At 63.9% G+C, this 14,129-nt stretch carries 14 protein-coding genes and 1 tRNA gene; 10 read left to right on the top strand and 5 right to left on the bottom strand.

Annotated features, from left to right (window positions below):
- Nucleotides 1-162: 162 nt before the first annotated feature.
- Nucleotides 163-2,283 (top strand): sodium-translocating pyrophosphatase, encoded by a 2,121-nt coding sequence (locus tag ABIA90_RS17295; RefSeq protein WP_071913231.1) that lies wholly within the window; start codon nucleotides 163-165, stop codon nucleotides 2,281-2,283.
- A gap of 258 nt (nucleotides 2,284-2,541) precedes the next feature.
- Here ABIA90_RS17295 and ABIA90_RS17290 read toward each other — a convergent pair whose 3' ends face one another.
- Nucleotides 2,542-3,543 carry a Bug family tripartite tricarboxylate transporter substrate binding protein gene (locus tag ABIA90_RS17290; RefSeq protein WP_063982859.1) on the bottom strand — a complete coding sequence of 334 codons (1,002 nt, stop codon included), beginning with the start codon at nucleotides 3,541-3,543 and terminating at the stop codon, nucleotides 2,542-2,544.
- 117 nt (nucleotides 3,544-3,660) lie between these two features.
- Nucleotides 3,661-4,146, bottom strand: coding sequence for an outer membrane protein assembly factor BamE (locus tag ABIA90_RS17285; protein WP_063982860.1), 486 nt, complete (start codon nucleotides 4,144-4,146; stop codon nucleotides 3,661-3,663).
- A 98-nt stretch (nucleotides 4,147-4,244) separates the two neighbouring features.
- Here ABIA90_RS17285 and ABIA90_RS17280 point away from each other — a divergent pair, with 98 nt between their 5' ends.
- From ABIA90_RS17280 to ABIA90_RS17250, 7 genes are all read left to right on the top strand, one after another.
- Complete coding sequence (locus ABIA90_RS17280) at nucleotides 4,245-4,826, top strand: ubiquinol-cytochrome C chaperone family protein (protein ID WP_354117987.1); 582 nt, start codon at nucleotides 4,245-4,247, stop codon at nucleotides 4,824-4,826.
- Nucleotides 4,823-5,392 carry a YceD family protein gene (locus ABIA90_RS17275; protein ID WP_354117988.1) on the top strand — a complete coding sequence of 190 codons (570 nt, stop codon included), beginning with the start codon at nucleotides 4,823-4,825 and terminating at the stop codon, nucleotides 5,390-5,392. Before ABIA90_RS17280 ends, ABIA90_RS17275 begins: the two co-directional genes overlap by 4 nt.
- Nucleotides 5,393-5,690: 298 nt before the next feature.
- The gene (gene plsX / locus ABIA90_RS17270; RefSeq protein ID WP_354117989.1) at nucleotides 5,691-6,752 is read left to right on the top strand and encodes a phosphate acyltransferase PlsX; all 1,062 of its coding nucleotides are present in this window, start codon (nucleotides 5,691-5,693) and stop codon (nucleotides 6,750-6,752) included.
- Complete coding sequence (locus ABIA90_RS17265) at nucleotides 6,749-7,729, top strand: beta-ketoacyl-ACP synthase III (protein ID WP_354117990.1); 981 nt, start codon at nucleotides 6,749-6,751, stop codon at nucleotides 7,727-7,729. Before plsX ends, ABIA90_RS17265 begins: the two co-directional genes overlap by 4 nt.
- A gap of 134 nt (nucleotides 7,730-7,863) precedes the next feature.
- Nucleotides 7,864-8,205: an integration host factor subunit alpha gene (locus ABIA90_RS17260; RefSeq protein ID WP_028152484.1), complete on the top strand. Its 342-nt coding sequence runs from the start codon at nucleotides 7,864-7,866 to the stop codon at nucleotides 8,203-8,205.
- 24 nt (nucleotides 8,206-8,229) lie between these two features.
- Nucleotides 8,230-8,814: a MerR family transcriptional regulator gene (locus ABIA90_RS17255; protein ID WP_071913245.1), complete on the top strand. Its 585-nt coding sequence runs from the start codon at nucleotides 8,230-8,232 to the stop codon at nucleotides 8,812-8,814.
- 110 nt (nucleotides 8,815-8,924) lie between these two features.
- Nucleotides 8,925-9,002: transfer RNA gene (locus tag ABIA90_RS17250), tRNA-Pro, on the top strand.
- 1,372 nt (nucleotides 9,003-10,374) lie between these two features.
- Here ABIA90_RS17250 and ABIA90_RS17245 read toward each other — a convergent pair.
- Nucleotides 10,375-10,650: a hypothetical protein gene (locus ABIA90_RS17245; RefSeq protein ID WP_223154006.1), complete on the bottom strand. Its 276-nt coding sequence runs from the start codon at nucleotides 10,648-10,650 to the stop codon at nucleotides 10,375-10,377.
- 94 nt (nucleotides 10,651-10,744) lie between these two features.
- Entirely contained in the window at nucleotides 10,745-11,329 is a 585-nt protein-coding gene (locus tag ABIA90_RS17240; RefSeq protein WP_223154007.1) for a TetR/AcrR family transcriptional regulator, read from the bottom strand.
- A 164-nt stretch (nucleotides 11,330-11,493) separates the two neighbouring features.
- On the opposite strand from ABIA90_RS17240, the gene ABIA90_RS17235 reads away from it, so the two are divergent.
- Nucleotides 11,494-12,468: an alpha/beta fold hydrolase gene (locus ABIA90_RS17235; protein WP_354117991.1), complete on the top strand. Its 975-nt coding sequence runs from the start codon at nucleotides 11,494-11,496 to the stop codon at nucleotides 12,466-12,468.
- A gap of 122 nt (nucleotides 12,469-12,590) precedes the next feature.
- Here the strand turns inward: ABIA90_RS17235 and ABIA90_RS17230 are convergent, their stop codons facing one another.
- Nucleotides 12,591-12,830 (bottom strand): hypothetical protein, encoded by a 240-nt coding sequence (locus ABIA90_RS17230; protein ID WP_028152628.1) that lies wholly within the window; start codon nucleotides 12,828-12,830, stop codon nucleotides 12,591-12,593.
- A 343-nt stretch (nucleotides 12,831-13,173) separates the two neighbouring features.
- On the opposite strand from ABIA90_RS17230, the gene ABIA90_RS17225 reads away from it, so the two are divergent.
- Complete coding sequence (locus ABIA90_RS17225; RefSeq protein WP_028152627.1) at nucleotides 13,174-14,082, top strand: dihydrodipicolinate synthase family protein; 909 nt, start codon at nucleotides 13,174-13,176, stop codon at nucleotides 14,080-14,082.
- Nucleotides 14,083-14,129: the final 47 nt, after the last annotated feature.

Below are 14,129 nucleotides of genomic sequence, written 5' to 3'. Positions count from 1 at the left end.
TCCGGCGTTGCACCCTCAATTTGATTTTGGCAAGCTTGTGACCGACCAGGGCCACACCTTCGTGCAAGGGGCGGCCCTGTTCAACATAAGGGCGCCAACCGCATGACGGAAAAACAAAAGGCGCCGGGGGTACGTACATCAAGGATCTGAGGCAAAAATCACATGACAGCATTATGGTTGATAGTGCTCTGCGGAGTGCTTTCCATCGTCTACGCGATCTGGGCGACGTCTTCGGTGTTGAGTGCGGATGCGGGGTCACCGCGCATGCAGGAAATTGCAGGCGCAGTCGCTGAAGGCGCACAGGCGTATCTGCGGCGCCAGTATACGACGATCGGTATTGTCGGCGTCGTCATCTTCGTCCTGCTTGTCTATTTCCTTGGTCTCTACGTCGGCATCGGCTTCTTGATCGGCGCCGTCCTGTCGGGGGCGGCCGGCTTCATCGGCATGAACGTCTCGGTTCGCGCCAATGTGCGCACCGCCCAGGCAGCGACCACGTCGCTTGCCGGCGGCCTCGAGCTCGCCTTCAAGGCAGGCGCCATCACGGGCATGCTGGTGGCGGGTCTCGCGCTGCTCGGCGTGACCCTCTATTTCGGCTTCCTGGTGCACTCGCTGAAACTCGCGCCCGATAGCCGTCTCGTGGTCGACGCCCTGGTGGCGCTCGGCTTCGGTGCCTCGCTGATCTCGATCTTCGCCCGTCTCGGCGGCGGCATCTTCACCAAGGGTGCGGACGTCGGCGGCGACCTCGTCGGCAAGGTCGAGGCCGGCATCCCCGAGGACGATCCGCGCAACCCGGCCACCATTGCCGACAACGTCGGTGACAACGTGGGCGACTGCGCCGGCATGGCTGCCGACCTGTTCGAGACCTATGCGGTGACTGCGGTCGCCACCATGGTGCTCGCGGCGATCTTCTTCGCCAAGACGCCGATCCTCATGAACATGATGACGCTGCCGCTCGCCATCGGCGGCATCTGCATCATCACCTCGATCATCGGCACCTTCTTCGTGAAGCTCGGGCCGAGCCAGTCGATCATGGGCGCGCTCTACAAGGGCCTGATCGCAACCGGCATCCTGTCGCTGATCGGCATCGCCGGCGTGATCTACTATCTGATCGGCTTCGGCAAGCTCGACGGCGTCGACTACACCGGCATGTCGCTGTTCCAATGCGGCATCGTCGGCCTCGTCGTCACCGCGCTGATCATCTGGATCACCGAATACTACACCGGCACCGACTATCGGCCGGTGAAGTCGATCGCCCAGGCGTCGGTGACCGGTCACGGCACCAACGTGATCCAGGGCCTCGCCGTCTCGATGGAAGCGACCGCGCTGCCCGCGATCGTCATCATCGCCGGTATCCTGGTCACCTACAGCCTGGCGGGCCTGTTCGGCATCGCGATCGCGACGGCCACCATGCTGGCGCTGGCCGGCATGGTCGTCGCCCTCGACGCCTTCGGCCCGGTCACGGACAACGCGGGCGGCATCGCCGAGATGGCGGGCCTGCCGAAGGAGGTGCGCAAGTCGACCGACGCGCTCGATGCGGTCGGCAACACCACCAAGGCGGTGACGAAGGGCTACGCGATCGGTTCCGCCGGTCTCGGTGCCCTCGTGCTGTTCGCGGCCTACAACCAGGACCTCAAGTTCTTCGTTGCGGACTCCGCGCACCATCCGTACTTCGCAGGCGTCAATCCGGACTTCTCGCTCAACAACCCCTACGTGGTTGTCGGCCTGCTGTTCGGCGGCCTCTTGCCGTATCTGTTCGGCGCGATGGGCATGACTGCGGTCGGTCGCGCGGCAAGCGCGATCGTCGAGGAGGTGCGCCGGCAGTTCCGCGAAAAGCCGGGCATCATGCAGGGCACCGACAAGCCGGATTACGGCAAGGCGGTCGACCTGCTGACCAAGGCGGCGATCAAGGAGATGATCATCCCCTCGCTGCTGCCGGTGCTGTCGCCGATCTTCGTCTACTTCGTGATCTATGCGATCGCGGGTGGCGGCCCGGCCGGCAAGTCGGCTGCGTTCTCCGCGGTGGGCGCGATGTTGCTCGGCGTGATCGTGACGGGCCTGTTCGTCGCGATCTCGATGACCTCGGGCGGCGGCGCCTGGGACAACGCCAAGAAGTACATCGAGGACGGCCATTTCGGCGGCAAGGGCAGTGATGCCCACAAGTCGGCCGTGACCGGCGACACCGTCGGCGATCCCTACAAGGATACGGCGGGACCGGCAGTGAATCCGATGATCAAGATCACGAACATCGTGGCCTTGCTGCTGCTGGCGATCCTCGCGCACTGAACGGCGCAAGCGACACACGACAAAACCCCGCGGCGCGAGCCGCGGGGTTTTTGTTTTGGTGGGCCGGAGCCTCTCAACGCGTCATTCCGATAGCGGCCTCACCCTCGCTGTCATCGCCCGCGAAGGCGGGCGATCCAGTATTCCAGAGACAGCGGCGTAATGCGGAGAAGCCGCGGCGTACTGGATTCCCCGCCTTCGCGGGGAATGACAGCAGTAGGTGCGGCCGTTATCCCCCGCGCCAACGGCTCGTGTGAACGCCTACTGCACGTCCATCTGCAGGCCTTCCTTCTGGATGATGCCGGCGAACTTCTTCGTCTCGGCGTCCACGAAGTCGGCGAACTGCTGCGGCGTGCCGTAGTCGGCGCGGGCGCCCATGGCGGCGATGTTCTTCTTGATGTCGTCGCGCTCCAGCATCGCCTTGACCTGAAGATTGAGCGCTTCCAGCACGGCGGGCTGCACACCCTTCGGCAGGAACACCGAGAACCACGACGACACGTCGAAATTGGCCAGCTCCGGCGCGCTCTCGCGCATGGTCGGCAGGTTCGGCGCGAGGTCGCTGCGGTCGGTCGTGGTGACGCAGAGGCCGGTGAGGGTGCCGTTCTGCACCTGCGGCAGGCTCGGATAGAGATTGTCGAACAGAATCTGGATGTCGCCGGCCAGCGCAGCCTGGAGCGCGGGGCCCGCGCCGCGGAACGGGATGTGCGTCATCTTCAGTCCGGTGAGCTGGAGGAACCAGGCGCCGGTGAGGTGAGGGCTCTGGCCGACGCCGGACGAGGCGTAGCTGAGCTTGTCCGGGTTGGTCTTCAGATACGCGATCAGCTCGGCGACCGACTTGATGCCGGTCTTCGGATGCGCCGAGACGATGTTCGGGATCCGGATCATGTTGGTGACCGGCTGGAGCTGGTCCGGCTTGTAGGTGAGGTTCTTGAAGATGCTGTAGGCGATCGCGTTCGGCCCGGGGTTGCCGATCAGGATGGTGTGGCCGTCAGGCTTGGCGCGGACGGCCTCGGCCGTGCCGATCGTGCCGCCGCCGCCGGAGCGGTTCTCCACGACTGCCGACTGGCCCCAGGCGGTCTGCAGATGCGCGGCCAGCAGCCGGCCCATGACGTCGGTCGAGCCGCCGGCCGCAGCCGGCACGATGATGCGGACGTTTTCGGTGGGCTTCCAGTCCGCCAGGCTCGATCGCGGCAGGATCGCTGCGGCCGAGAGGCCGGCAGCACCGGCGAGCACGCGACGGCGGGACAACAAAGTCTTGGGCACGAATCCACTCCCTGCTTCTTGTTTTGCAGGGAGCGTATGAAACCGGGCGCGCAACGGCAAGCCGCACGCGACGGCAAGTGCCGCGCGGAGGGCGGCACGACGCCGCAGGCTGAAGACTCAGTTAAAGCTGAGCAGCTTGAACAGCGGCGTGAGGTAGTTCATCTCCTGACCCGACGTCGCCGTGGTCCGGCTGATGAAGTCGAAGATCTTGCCGTCCTGAAGGCCGTAATTCGCCAGCCGGCGCACGCGCCGATTCTTGTCGAAATAGACCGCGATGACGCGCTGGTCGACCACCCTCTGGTTCATGAAGGCGACCATCCGCTCCGAGCGCTGCGAGATGTAGTAAAACACCTCACCGTCGAGGGTTGCGACCGTGGAGGGCGTGCCCATCACGATCAGCACCTGGTCCTGGCTCGCGCCGATCGGAATCTGCTCCAGCGCGCCGGGCGGCAGGATGTAACCCTTCTGGAACTGCTCGCCGGTGCAGCCGGCAAGGGCGGCGCCGACCAGGGCGACGGCCGCGAGCATGCGCAAACCGCGCCAGCGTGCATGAAGGCCGCGCGGCTTGTTGGCGCGCAGGCTGGTCTGGTTCGTTATCGTCATCGTGGAACTGATTCCGTCCCCTTGCGTCGCGCGAGGCGCTGAAGTACCGGGCGGAGACTGCAATTGCAACACGCGCACGCCCGCTTGCGGAACCCACAATGGTTTGGCCGTTCAATCACTTCAGGAAACCCCGGCAAGCCCCGCGCGGCACCATTGAAGCCATCTATGGCATGATCGTGACGCAGGCGCGAGAACCCATATTTTACCGCGACTTGGGCGTGCCCGATACGGTTAACGGGCGTTTCGACCTGTTGCTGCTGCATCTCTGGCTGCTGCTGCGACGCCTGCGCACGGTCCAGGGCGTCAACCAAGCCGCCAACCAGGGCCAAGGCGCCACAGAGCTGTCGCAGGCGCTGTTCGACCGTTTCTGCGAGGACATGGACGACAATCTGCGCGAGATGGGGATAGGCGACCAGACTGTGCCGAAGCGGATGCGGGCCTTCGGCGAGGCGTTTTACGGCCGTGTCCAGGCCTACGATCAGGCCATCGATGGCGGCGGCGAGGCGCTGGCGGCCGCCATCTGCAAGAATATCCTGAATGGGACCGGCATGGACCGGGCGCGGCAGCTTGCGACCTACGCCCGGGCCACCGAGGCCGACCTCGGCCGGACCGACGAGGCGACGCTGCTGCGCGCATCTTTCAAGTATCCCCCAGCGCTCACTGAGGACATCACGCGATGAGCCGACCGAACGCCGAATCCCGACCCGATCCCTGGCGGTCCCCCGTCATCGTCGCGCAGATCCCCGACACCGGCCTGCACCGCAAGCTCGAGGCTTCAGTCGCCGAGCTGCAGGCCATCGCCGAGGTCGGCGGCTTGCGGGAGGTGCTCTCCGCCCAGGCTGCTTTCGACGTTGTGCCCAAGAGCGGCGGCCGGATCCAGGTTACGGGGCACGTCCGCGCCCGGATCGGCCAGACCTGCGTCGTCACCCTCGATCCGATCGAGAGCGAGATCGAGGAAGACGTCGACCTGGTGTTTGCCCCGGAAGCCGAGGTTCGGAAGATGGCCGACCTGATCGAGGAGGGGCAGGACGACGCGGAGCCGCCGGAGGTGATCGATCCGCCGGAGGCAATCGTGAACGGCATCATCGATCTCGGCCGGATTGCCACCGATGCCCTGTTCCTGGCGGTCGATCCCTATCCGCGCAAGCCGGGCGTCAAGTTCGAGGCCGAGGTCACCGCGCTGGACCCCGAGGACCATCCGTTCGCGGCGCTGAAGGCGCTCCAGGACAAGAAGAAAGGCAAATAGCTGGGCATTCCCGGTGGGGATCGCTTTGCGGGGGGCGTGAGATGCCTGTCCGGATGCTTTGAAAGGAGCTTATATCTGTTTGATTTCAATGCGCTTATTGTGAATTTTCGCCGCCGCCCGCGGGTCGCCCCGAATGCAAAAGGCTGGGGGCAAGAGGTTGTTTCGGGATAACAAAACGCTATTGTCGCGCCCCGGTCCGGGCGCCGCGTGGCGCCTGACCGGTCGCCATGTCCATGGCGGACCCATTTTGCGGCACCGCTCGTTCAAGACCGCACCAGACCAGGTTTCCAGGACTTTTATGCCAAGCAAGGTTCGCATCGCGCTTGACGCCATGGGGGGCGACGTCGGCGCCGCCGTGGTCATTCCAGGCGCCGCCATCTCGCTTCACAGGCATCGCGAGATCGAATTCCTGCTGGTCGGGGACCGCGCCAAGATCGAGCCCGAGCTCGAGAAGCATCCCGCCCTCAAGGCCGCTTCGAAGATCATCCATACCGACGTCGCCGTCGCCATGCATGATAAGCCGAGCCAGGCACTGCGGCGCGGCCGCAAGACCTCCTCGATGTGGCTCGCCATCGACGCGGTGAAGAAGGGCGAGGCGGATGTCGTGATCTCCGCCGGGAATACCGGCGCGCTGATGGCGATGTCGCGCTTCCACCTGCGCACGCTGCCGGGCATCGACCGCCCGGCGATTGCCGGGGTATGGCCGACCAAGCGCGGCGAATCGGTCGTGCTCGACCTCGGTGCCGCCATCGGTGGCGACGCACACCATCTGGTGTCGCTCGCCGTCATGGGCGCCGCGATGGCGAGCGTCCTGTTCGACAAGCCCCGGCCCACGGTCGGCCTGCTCAATATCGGGACCGAGGAGATCAAGGGGCACGAGGAGATCCGCGAGGCCGGGGACAGGCTGCGTGCGGTGAACCTGCCGGAGCTCGATTATCTCGGCTTCGTCGAGGGGGATGGTATCGGCAAAGGGCTGGCCGACGTCATCGTCACCGAAGGCTTCAGCGGCAATATCGCGCTCAAGGCGGCCGAGGGAACCGCACGGCAGATGGCGGAATTACTCCGCAGCGAGATGCAGCGGAGCTGGCTGTCCAAGCTCGGCTACCTCTTGGCGCGCAGCGCCTTCAAGGCCCTGCGGGACAAGATGGACCCGAACAAGTCCAACGGCGGCGTGTTCCTTGGATTGAACGGGATCGTGGTCAAGAGCCATGGTGGAATCAGCTCCGAAGGCTTTGCCTATGCGATCGATGTTGGCTATGAGATGGCTCACTACGATCTCCTGAACAAGATCAATCAGATGCTCAACCGCGAGGGTGGTGCACTTAGTTCCGTGCAGACCGCGCAGGAGGCTGTTTCGTGACTCAAATTCGTTCGGTCGTGCTGGGCTGCGGCTCTTATTTGCCGGAGCAGGTGGTGACCAACGCCCAGCTGGCGGCGCGCATCGATACGTCCGACGAATGGATCGTGCAGCGCACCGGCATTCGCGAGCGGCATATCGCGGCCGAGGGCGAGTTCACCTCGCATCTGGCGATCAAGGCGGCGCAGGCTGCGCTCAGCGACGCCGGCGTGGATGCACAGTCGATCGAGCTGATCGTGCTGGCGACCTCGACGCCTGATAACACCTTCCCCGCAACCGCGGTCGCGGTGCAGCACGCGCTCGGCATCAACCATGGCGCGGCGTTCGATCTCCAGGCGGTGTGCTCGGGCTTCGTGTTCGCGCTCGCCACCGCCGACAATTTCCTGCGCACCGGCGCCTTCAAGCGCGCGCTGGTGATCGGCGCCGAGACCTTCTCGCGCATCCTCGACTGGAACGATCGCGGCACCTGCGTGCTGTTCGGTGACGGTGCCGGCGCGGTGGTGCTGGAGGCACAGGAGCAGCCGGGCAAGGCCGCGACCGACCGCGGAATCGTGACCACTCACCTGCGCTCCGACGGCCGCCACAAGGCAAAGCTGTTCGTCGACGGCGGTCCGTCCTCGACCCAGACCGTCGGCCATCTGCGCATGGAGGGCCGCGAGGTCTTCAAGCACGCGGTCGGCATGATCACCGACGTGATCGTCGACGCCTTCCAGACCACCGGGCTCAATGCCGACAGCATCGACTGGTTTGTGCCGCACCAGGCCAACAAGCGAATCATCGACGCCTCCGCCCACAAACTCCACATCGCGCCGGAGAAGGTGGTGCTGACGGTGGACCGCCACGGCAACACCTCGGCGGCCTCGATCCCGCTGGCGCTGTCGGTGGCGCGCAAGGACGGCCGCATCAAGCGCGGCGACATGGTTTTGCTGGAGGCGATGGGCGGCGGCTTCACCTGGGGCTCCGCGCTGGTGCGCTGGTAGCGCCACATTCGATAAAATTTTGCCGGAATTAGCCGCCATTATCGATGCGCCTGCATTGATGAGCGCTGTTGACCGGCGTATCGTAACCTCATAATTTCAGACAACAATTGTTCGCCGTGATGTGGGGCAGGGCGATGACCGACCAAAGCAAAACCGTAACGCGTGTTGATCTGTGCGAGGCCGTCTACCAGAAGGTGGGCCTGTCGCGCACGGAATCGTCCGCCTTCGTGGAACTCGTCCTGAAGGAGATCACCGACTGCCTGGAGAAGGGCGAGACGGTGAAATTGTCCTCTTTCGGCTCCTTCATGGTCCGTAAGAAGGGTCAGCGTATCGGCCGTAACCCGAAGACCGGCACCGAGGTGCCGATCTCGCCGCGCCGCGTCATGGTGTTCAAGCCGTCGGCGATCCTGAAGCAGCGGATCAACACCCAGCATCGCGGCAATGGCGACGCCAGCAAGGCTCAACCCGAGGCTTAACCGCCTGCGCGAAGGATTAGGCATTTGGACAAGGCGCCGGATGCGTTCCGAACCATCAGCGAAGTAGCGCAGGAACTCGACATTCCGCAGCACGTGCTGCGGTTCTGGGAGACCCGATTCTCCCAGATCAAGCCGATGAAGCGCAGCGGCGGCCGCCGCTACTACCGCCCCGACGACGTCGATCTGCTCAAGGGCATCCGCCGCCTGCTCTACGGGGAGGGCTACACCATCCGCGGGGTGCAGCGGATCCTCAAGGAGCACGGCGTCAAGTCGGTGCAGGGCCTCGCCGACGGCGCGGCCGCGGTCTCGTTCGGGGCCATTGAGGATGCCATCGGCGCCAGCCTGATGGAGCCCGACGACGACGACGAGGCGCCCATCAAGGGCGTCACGGATGCCGACGAAGACGACTACCAGGGCGACGAGGAGGAAGGCATCGACTTCCGCTTCACGGAGGTCGACGACGAGGACATCCTCACCACCTTCCGCAAGGGCGGCACTCCCGCCGCACCTGCCGGGCCCAGCGCCATCGACCGGGAGCGGCTCGGACGGGTGCTCGCCGACCTTGTCGCGTGCCGGGAAATGCTGGATCAGGCGCTGAAGGACGGCTAGGGGCGCTTTTCGCGAGCTTGGCCGGCAGTTCCGGGGCTGTGGGCACGGACGCCAAAATGCTGCGACCTCGCCTTGCGCAAAGCGGCGATCCTAGCTAATGGAACGACGTTCGGAGCGTGGCGCAGCCCGGTTAGCGCACTAGTCTGGGAGACTAGGGGTCGGAGGTTCAAATCCTCTCGCTCCGACCATTTTTTCCAACTCATCGGTGGATTGACCGTCGGCGTGGAGCCTGCTCCCGCTGCGTGACGCATGCGCGACGACCGGTTGCGGGCGGCTGCTTCTGGGGGCGGAAAATTAAAATGTCGAAAACAACCCCATGCACAGTAGCGAACCCATTGGAGAATTATGTTTTTCCGAAGTGGTTTGACGCGTCGGGCAAAACAGGGGCATGATGTCACCATGCCAGCCTGTTGGACGGGGGAATATTCACGACAGCTGCTTCAATGCATTGCGTCGCAGGGACTTGGGAGGCGCGACGTCCGGAGCGGAGTTGTCTTCTCCCCGCGCTATGATGTGTAACCTGTCATGGCGGCAAGCAAGTAGCGTGCGCGCCGCGCGAGTTTCACGGTAGTCAACCTCCCGGTTGCGAAGGCGCTCGGCCTGGTGCTTCCAACTTCCGTTCTGAGCCGCGCAGACGAGGTGATTGAATGACATCTTGCTGATGAAGTTCACCAGACCTCATGTCTTGCATCGGGGGTTGCTAGGATGGGTAGGTAGCCCGCTGCCCTTGGCGAGGTCGCGGACAGGTTTAAACGGTTTGGTAAGAATGGAGTCTTGATACTGGGACGGGCTTGGGGACTCACGGGGTCCCTTAGATGGAGCGTTCAGCGCGATCCAAACGAAAAGTAAGTCGAAAGCGCTGGGTTGTTTGTTACGGTAATTTTTCTATTGAATGTCGAGACGAAGATGGCGCGAAGAATTTGGCAGCCAAGCTCCGCAAGCGCCGATACCGTGTCACAGCCCGGACAGCCGATGGCGTCTCGCCTTCGTGGCGAGTAGAGCCAGCCGAAATCGACGAGTGGATATCTTCACCCACGCGCCCTAGTCGTTCGCCGCGGGTTCGGCCTACGAAGAAACGATGATTTGCGAAACACTCGAGTTGGATCGCGGCTTCAGCACGTTGGTTTCGCCCGCGTCTAGTTCAACTTCGGACACACTCTAGCCCCGATTTGGCTGCTGGAATGCTGGCTCTCGCGACTCATCTGGAGTTGCAGCCAACTTGGGTCGAGATTGGTTCCGCAGGAGGAACGAGCGCTCCTGTAGCTATCCTGCGATCGGTCTTGCGTGTGATCCATCGCAAGGCCTGTGAAGGCCCCGGTCTTCCCCATTGGCTGGGGCCTTCCTTTTGCGCCAGATCACAAAAATATTGGCATCGCGGCGTCTGAGGAACGACTCTCCAGGAGAGATTGAAAAATCGGTCTGTGGCGAATCTGGACCTCCTCAAGGTCTCGCCATCCACCCGGAACGGCCCCACCGTCCGACGCGCGTTTGGCGATGGGCCGGTTTTCGTAGGTATTCACTCAACTCCCGCCGGCTCACAAAGTCGGCGGGGTTTTTGAGCTAGCCGTCTTGGCATCGGACTCCGAAGTTGTCGCAGGTGCGAGCGAAGGCATCTGTAGCATTTGCGTCTTCAAAGCAAAAAAGTGTGCCGACGTCGGCACGATCGATCCACCAGTCGACCTTGTTCGCCTTCGCAATGCGGGAAGCCTCTCCGCGCAGTAGGTCGAGCTGTCTTCCGGCGGCATGGACTATCAGGCAATTTTTCTTGGGCATATGTTTTGTCCTCAATAGGAAAGCTGAATTGATCGCCATCAAAAATGGAAAACTCATGGCCATGGGCTCGGCTCAATGCAGCCCGCAGATAAATCAACTGCTTAGCAGGATGCCCGCTCTCCCGCGTAGAGCGGGCATGAGGCGACGTTTTCGCAAACTACCTCAAATATCCCACCACCATCCGCGTTGTCTCGTCCACCAGCGTCCGCACCATCTTCTCCGAGAGCATCTCGGCCTGGTTCAGCACCGTGTTGTGCGCGACCGCCTCGATCGCACTGACGCAGATGAAGGTCGCCAGTCCCGGGTCGATCTTGCGCATCTCCTTGCGGCGGCTTTCGAGATAGGCGCGCACGAGGGTGTGGACCTCGCGGTTGAAGGCTTCGACGTCCTTGAGCTGGCCGGTGCGCGGGATCTGCTCGGCAAGCACCCGATGTAGTTTGGGATCGATACGGTGGGCTTCGATCGCGACGGTGACGAGGCGGCGCACGGCTTTGTCGATCGGCAGGTCGGCGACCTCGGTGAGGGCGGCACGGACGATGCCCATAATCTCCTCGTTGTGACGGTCGATCACGGCGGCGACGAGCGCCTCCTTGCTGGGAAAATACTGGTAGAGCGAGCCGACGCTGACGCCGGCGATTTCGGCGATCCGGTTGGTGCTGGCTTTCTCAAAGCCTTCGCGGACCAGAATGCGAGCGGTTGCCTCGACCAGCGCGTCGACGGTGGCGCGCGATCGCGCTTGCAAGGCATTTTTCCGGGGTTTTGTCGGCGGTTTGCGCGCCATGGGCCTGCGATCCGAATGCGAGTAGGAAAAGCGAGCGAATGCTCGCATTATAACCGCATGTGGCGGCGGTCGACACAAGCCTTTTCGTCGCCCATACAGAGAGCCCGGTCTGGAGGAGACCTGCCATGAGCGTTGCAAAGATCGCATCGGCCTTCCAGTTCTGTCCGGGCGGCCGGCTGTTGGGGATGCGGCCATCCGGCGATCCCGCGCCGAGCCTGCAGAGTCGTTGCTTCAACGCGCTGTTGCGGCAGCTTCCGTTCAAGAAGCACCTTGCCTCGGCCGAGGCCGTGCAGGCGCATGTGCAGAAACTTGCATTGCAGCCGGCCTCCTACGAGCCGACGGGTTTGGGCCGCGGCGTCGAGGTGACGTTGACCAAGATGGGCGGATGGCCGGTCTATTACACGGCGCCATCTTCGGGCCATGAGGGCTGCAACCACGTCATGTTCCTGCACGGCGGTGGCTTCATCAACGAGATCGTGCCGGCGCATTGGCGCTTCGTCGGCCAGATGACGCGCAAGTCGCGCGTCGTCTGCGTCGTGCCGATCTATCCGCTTGCGCCGCGTGTCACCGCCAAGGATCTCGTGCCGGCGACGGCCGAGCTGTTGCGGATGCTGCTGGAGGATGTCGGGCCCGCAAAGGTCACGGTGGTCGGTAATTCCGCCGGAGCTAGCCTGGCGCTCGCCGCATGCCAGTGGCTGCGCGATCGCGGGCATCGGCAGCCGGGCCGGCTGATGCTGATCTCGCCCGCGGCCGATGCCTCGGTCAGCCGCCCGGAGCAGGTCGAGATCGCAGGCCGCGATCCGATCCAGGACATTCCGGGGATACTTGAGGCGGGGCGGCTCTATGCCGGCGAGCTCGATATCGGCCATCCCTTCGTCAGCCCGCTTAACGGCGCCTTCCGTTCGCTCGCGCCGATGACGATCTTCTCGGGCACGCGCGATCTGCTCTATCCCGATAGCGTCGATCTCGCGGAGCGGGCGAGGGCGGCGGGCGTGCCGGTGGAGCTGCATCTGCTCCGTGACCAGCCGCACAATTTCGCGCTGATGCCGACGCCGGAAGGGCGACAGGCGCGTGCGATCATTCTGCGTGCAGTGGCTTAAAGGGAAGGCGTGATCGTCGTCACAGGGGCGCGCCGCCGCAATGGGGTCTGGCGCTAGCGGTGCCCGCGCGGAGAGACCAGGCTACCTCCGGGGCGTTTCCTCATCCGTAGTCTTGCGGGGCCTTAGGCGTGGCCCTTGATCTCGTAGTGACCCGGCACGCATTTGTAGCGCTCGAGGCGCCAATTGGCGTGATAGATCGGATGCTCGCCCATCCATTTGGCAAGCGGGGCCTGTGCGCCGATCGCGCACTGCATCATCGACATCTCGGGCGTCATGTTGCTGTCGGTCACGATTTCCTCGATGCAACTGCCTGAGCTGGCTGCGCTCAGCCGGCAGAGCACGGCAACCACGGTCACGAACATTCCTGTCACCTCATCGGTAGTTTCAGACCACGAAGAGGATGCAAGCGGAGTGCCAGAGCCTGTGACACAAACAACACGCTGATCTGGCCGACTCGACCCAGCGTCCAACCTCATTTGATGATTCGGATTGTAAAAAAATTGCCCCTAAACCGAAGCCGGGAAAATACGGGGAATCCCCAAGGAAAAAGGGCGAGGAAGGATCGCAGGAATGAGCGATTGTGGGGGCAGCGCCGCGCGAACCGCCCCTTCACAAGGCCCGCGCAGCCGATAGGCTCGGAAGCGGGCGGATACTCGTCAAGAGAGCGGGACCGCCACAGGACCAAAGGAAACGCGAGGGCAGACCATGAAGGCACGACCGACCGGCGTGATCCCGCCGATGACGACGCCGTTCCGGAAGGACGGCGAGATCGATCTTGGGCTCGTGGCGCCCCAGGTCGACTGGATGATCGGCGCCGGCGCGCATGGCGTCGCGGCCGGCGGCTCGACCGGCGAGGGACACACGCTCGATCACGAGGAGTATCGCGACCTGATGGCCGCGACGGTCGAGGCGGTGAAGGGACGCATTCCCGTGATCGCCGGCATCATCGTGGACTCCACGCGCGATGCGATCCGCCGCGGCAAGCTCGTGCGCGACATGAATGTCGCAGCGCTCCAGGTCACGCCGGTGCACTATCTGTTCAAGCCCGACGACGAGGCGATGGTCGCGCACTTCCGCGCCATGGCTGATGAGACCGGCATGCCCATCATCATCTACAACGTGGTGCCGTGGTCCTATCTGTCGCCGGCGCTGCTGGTGCGGATCATGACCGAGGTGCCGCTGGTGGTCGGCGTCAAGCAGAGCGCGGGCGATCTCAAGCTGTTCGCGGATCTCATGATGATGGCGCCGGACAAGCTGATCTACAGCGCGGTCGATGCCCTCATGTATCCGTCCTACACGCTCGGCGCCCATGGCTCGATCGCCGCGATCCTGACCGCGGCGCCGCATGCCTCCGTCGCGCTGTGGGATGCGGTGAAGGCGGGCGACCATCCGCGCGCGCTCGATCTGCACAAGAAGCTGTTGACGCTGTGGAACGCCGTTATCGCCGACAATCTGCCGGCCTGCACGCGTTACGCACAGACGCTCCAGGGCTTGCCCAGGACCTATCCGCGCGCACCGATGCCGGAGGCCTCGCCGGCGCAGCAGGCCGCCACCCGCAAGGCGCTGGAGGCACTCGGCGCGTTGAACGGGGTGCGTGTCGAAGCGGCCGAATAGTCCGCCGGCCGAAATTATCGATGTCGAATGGCAGCGCCGATCCGCTT

This window comes from Bradyrhizobium sp. LA6.8, from assembly GCF_040547935.1.
GTDB classification, from domain to species: Bacteria; Pseudomonadota; Alphaproteobacteria; order Rhizobiales; family Xanthobacteraceae; genus Bradyrhizobium; species Bradyrhizobium barranii.
This window is presented reverse-complemented; position numbering and strand designations above follow the sequence as displayed.